This is a genomic window from Pedobacter sp. 01T416_2 (assembly GCF_056398925.1).
The window spans coordinates 1-4,347 of record NZ_JBFTQI010000515.1 but is presented as its reverse complement, the minus strand read 5'-3'; the positions used below and the strand labels follow the sequence as shown (position 1 = coordinate 4,347).

General features: G+C 40.9%; 4 protein-coding genes. All 4 read right to left on the bottom strand.

Translation table 11 applies throughout. From position 1 onward, the window contains the following. On the bottom strand, nucleotides 1-294 hold a 294-nt coding region (locus AC1DPQ_RS19325; RefSeq protein ID WP_477610573.1), incomplete at its 3' end, for a GNAT family N-acetyltransferase. A gap of 2 nt (nucleotides 295-296) precedes the next feature. Then, a complete protein-coding gene (locus tag AC1DPQ_RS19320; RefSeq protein ID WP_477583939.1) occupies nucleotides 297-890 on the bottom strand; it encodes a hypothetical protein in 594 nt (197 codons plus the stop codon). A gap of 18 nt (nucleotides 891-908) precedes the next feature. Then, nucleotides 909-2,081: an MFS transporter gene (locus tag AC1DPQ_RS19315; protein ID WP_251030049.1), complete on the bottom strand. Its 1,173-nt coding sequence runs from the start codon at nucleotides 2,079-2,081 to the stop codon at nucleotides 909-911. 89 nt (nucleotides 2,082-2,170) lie between these two features. Then, complete coding sequence (locus AC1DPQ_RS19310; protein ID WP_477583940.1) at nucleotides 2,171-3,712, bottom strand: acyl-CoA carboxylase subunit beta; 1,542 nt, start codon at nucleotides 3,710-3,712, stop codon at nucleotides 2,171-2,173. Nucleotides 3,713-4,347: the final 635 nt, after the last annotated feature.

Below are 4,347 nucleotides of genomic sequence, written 5' to 3'. Positions count from 1 at the left end.
CCATAGTTTTGTCGCTTTTTGAATTTTACAAAAATCAAGGATATAGGCCATTAGTTGTGAGCCATAACCTGCTTTTTGAGTATCGGGCAGAACGGCAAGTTTACGGAATTGGTAAACATCCCCATCATGAAACAAAGAAACTACTCCTGTTAACTTATGATCGAGGTATAATCCAAAATGGATGCCTTCAAAATCATCCGGAAGCTTTACGCTATCAAAAGGTAATTCTGGATACATGGCCTCATGCCTGATCCGCCAGGTTAGAGAAGGGAATATTTGCTCAATTTGAACCATAGTTATAATAAAAAGCTAAAGCCGATTTTTCCGCCAATTCCGTAATAAGTATCGGTTTTGTTAATTGCAGCTAAAGGGCCTAAAGCCAACTCGAAGTTAACTTTTCTACGAACAGCAGTTTGAAATCCCCATTGCGGCATAATATTAATCTGATAACCATATACGGTATCACTTTGTGTTGGGATAATGGCTAATACATCAAGCCCGACATAACCAGCACTGTTATTTAAGGTTCTTTTACCTTTTTTAATCCTTCTGTTAAAATTGTAATAGTGCCTAAATCCTGCATTAAGAGCCGGGTAAACTTTGAAATCTGTGTCTGTGTTAAAGCTAAAATTATAATTGTTATCAATGGAGATCTCAGTTCGATAAATAAAAACGCCTTGCGCCCCCGCACCAAAATAAACTGAAGTTGTTTTACCCACTTTTTGCTCCCTTTCGTAGCCAAGTCCCAATATGGTCAACCTGATTTTATTTAATGATTTTACTTCGGTTGGCTGTTCTACTTTTGTGCTGTCTTGAGCTTTTGCCTTACCAAAAATGGCCAGGAAAATAAGTAAGGCCGAAAATGTTTTGATCGCGTTTTTAGATTTCATGAAATTTTTATTGATTAGTTATTTGTTTTTTCTTCCATAGAACTGATAAATTAAGATATTAAGGACAATTATTCCCGTCATTCCATAACAGAATAATGCCCATCCGCCTTGGTCCCACAGCCACAAACCCAAAGCTGAGCCACAGCTGGCACCAATAAAACTAACCGACATAAAAATGGTGTTCAGTCTGTTTCTGGCCTCTGGTATTAAGGTGTAAATTCGGGTCTGGTTGGTTACATGTATAGCTTGCTGACCGATGTCTATAAGCACAATGCCAATTACAAATAGGTACAAATGGCTGCCAGTAAAATAAAACAAGGCGATACTAACGATTTGTAATATAAAACCAATCATTAAGTTTTTGCGCGGATTGTTACCATCACTTAACTTTCCAACCAATGGCGCTGCCAATGCGCCTGCTGCGCCAGCAATTCCAAATAACCCAATCTGCAGGGTTTGGAAATTAAAGGGTGGGTTAGCCAGAAACAATACCATTGTAGTCCAAAATGCGCTAATAATGGCGAAAGCCAGAAAGTTAATAATCGAAGTCTCCCTTAAGGCAGGTTGGGTTTTAATGTAACTGAACATCGAACGCATGAGTTCTTTGTAGGTGCCTTTAAAGGCAGGATAACTTTGTGGAAAACGCTTGGCCATTAAAAGAATAAGCAGGCCACAAATTCCGGCCGCAATATAATAAACGGCTCTCCAACCTAGCCAAAAGCCAATACTGCCACTTACCGCCCGCGAAGCTAAAATTCCGACCAGCAAACCACTCATAATCATTCCAATATTGGCCCCGCGATTTTCATCGGTGCTTAAATTAGCCGCTAAGGGCAATATCAACTGGGGTACAATAGAGCAGGTACCAATTAAAATTGAGGCAACTTCCAGTACAAAAAAGGTATGTGAAACCGCGGCAACCAGTAAGGCGAAGATTGCAAGTCCGGTAATTACAAGGATCTGTTTTTTGCGCTCAAACATATCACCCAGCGGCACTAAAAGGAAAAGACCTAAAGCATAACCGATCTGTGTGAGGTAGGTAATCCGTCCGGCATCGGTTTCGGTGAGGTTAAAATCTTTTGCAATTAAGATTACCAAAGGTTGGCAGTAGTAAATATTTGCAACAATCAGGCCTGTGCAAAAAGCCATGAGGAGGATATCGGCGCGTGATAATTTCTGAGTAATCTGCATTTAGTATTAAGTCGGAAGTCCTCAGTCATGAGTCTCAATAGTCTGGATTGATACAAACCTTACTATGGACCAATGGCTGAGATTATTTTCTACAAAGGTATATTTCCATGTTTCTTTCTTGGATTATTCACCACCTTATTTTCCAACATCTTAAAGGCTTTTATCAACTTTGTACGGGTTTGGGCTGGTTCAATCACCTCATCAACAAAGCCGCGTTCGGCCGCGCGATAAGGATTTGCGAAGATATCTGAATATAATTTTTCTTTCTCTAACCATTTCTCTTCAGGGTTTTCTGCTGAAGTAATTTCTCTTTTAAAAATAATTTCTGCAGCACCTTTAGCACCCATTACAGCAATTTCTGCACTTGGCCATGCGTAGTTCATATCTGCACCAATATGTTTGCTGTTCATCACATCATAAGCGCCACCATAAGCCTTTCTGGTAATTACAGTAATGCGTGGTACAGTAGCCTCGCTAAAAGCGTATAATAATTTTGCCCCATTGGTGATAATGCCATTCCACTCCTGATCTGTACCTGGCAAAAATCCTGGAACATCTTCAAATACCAATAATGGAATATTAAAGCAATCGCAAAAGCGGACAAAACGTGCTGCCTTGGTAGAAGAATTGCTATCTAAAACGCCTGCCAAATAAGCGGGCTGATTGGCTACAATACCAATACTTCTCCCTGCAAGGCGGGCAAAGCCTACCACAATATTTTCAGCATAAGCTGCATGTACTTCTAAAAAGCTGTCCGTATCGGCCACGGCAGAAATCACTTCACGTATATCGTAAGGTTGCGAAGCATTTTCTGGCATAAAAGTGTTTAATTCTGGTCGGCTTTCATCAGCTGTGTCGTAAGGTAAATGATCGGCTGTTTCCTCGCAGTTTTGCGGCATATAGCGCAGTAGTTTCTTTACATGGTTAATAGCCTCAATTTCGTTGGCACAGGCAAAATGGGTAACGCCCGATTTTGTAGCATGTGTGCTGGCACCTCCTAATTCTTCTGAGGTTACTTCTTCGTGTGTTACCGTTTTAACCACATTTGGGCCTGTAACAAACATATAAGAAGTATTTTCTACCATTAAAATAAAATCGGTAATGGCTGGCGAATAAACAGCTCCACCTGCACATGGTCCCATAATGGCCGATAGCTGCGGAATTACGCCCGAAGCCTGTACGTTTTTATAAAAGATATCGGCATAGCCGCCCAAAGAAACAACTCCTTCCTGAATACGGGCACCGCCACTATCATTTAAACCGATCAGTGGTGCACCATTTTTCATGGCCATATCCATAAGCTTGCAAATTTTCTCTGCATGGGTTTCGGAGAGTGAACCTCCAAACACGGTGAAATCCTGAGAGAATACATAAGTTAACCTGCCATTAATTGTTCCATAGCCCGTTACTACACCATCACCAAGATATTTTTCGCGTTCCATTCCAAAGTCAGTACTTCGGTGCATAACCATCATGCCAATTTCTTCAAAGCTCCCTTCATCCATTAAAAAATGAATGCGCTCGCGGGCGGTAAGTTTACCTTTTTTATGCTGACTATCGATTCGGGTCTGTCCACCGCCAAGGTTTGCCTGGTTAATCTTATCTTTAAGTAATGCTATTTTTTTGTCCATTGCAACGCTATGAGATTTTAAAATTAAAAATTACTAGCGGTAATGCAAGGTAAACGAGGTGTTATTTTATCCTAGTCCAGCATGCGATGTTGAGTAAAGCAGATGGCTGGCTAGAGTCGCGATCGTCATGCTGAATTTATTTCAGCATCTTTCTGCCCATTAAGACCCTGAAATAAATTCAGGGTGACGATAAAATACAAAAATGTCTAAAGATTATACAGGTTAGGTCCCGTTTTTTGTTACAAGTTCCGATTAAGGCTCGGAAGCGCTTCCGGGCAATCGGGTTTATTTAACTTAGGCCTGTGCTTGGAAAACAAACCGCTGTTCACTAAACCCGACAGCAGCGGTTCCGATTCTTCATCGGAATTAGCGAATGGCGGGGCTACAGCACCTATGAAATACTAACCCTTCATTTCCTAAAAAGAAAAAACATTTTATAATTATTGGAAATGAGCGGTTCTGGGCTTTTGGCAGGTTAGGTCCCGCTTTTTGGTACGAGTTCCGATGAAGGATCGGAAGCTCTTCCCGACAATCGGGTTTATTTAACTTAGGTTGGTGCAAGAAACCAAGCCTTTCATCCGTCTATGGCCAAAATTATGCTATTTGGATCAGGCTTTGTTCACTAAACCTAACTG

Bases quoted from the DNA above. Each gene is read 5' to 3' on its own strand.
- AC1DPQ_RS19320 (WP_477583939.1), bottom strand. From the start codon at position 890: ATGAAATCTAAAAACGCGATCAAAACATTTTCGGCCTTACTTATTTTC.
- AC1DPQ_RS19315 (WP_251030049.1), bottom strand. From the start codon at position 2,081: ATGCAGATTACTCAGAAATTATCACGCGCCGATATCCTCCTCATGGCT.
- AC1DPQ_RS19310 (WP_477583940.1), bottom strand. From the start codon at position 3,712: ATGGACAAAAAAATAGCATTACTTAAAGATAAGATTAACCAGGCAAAC.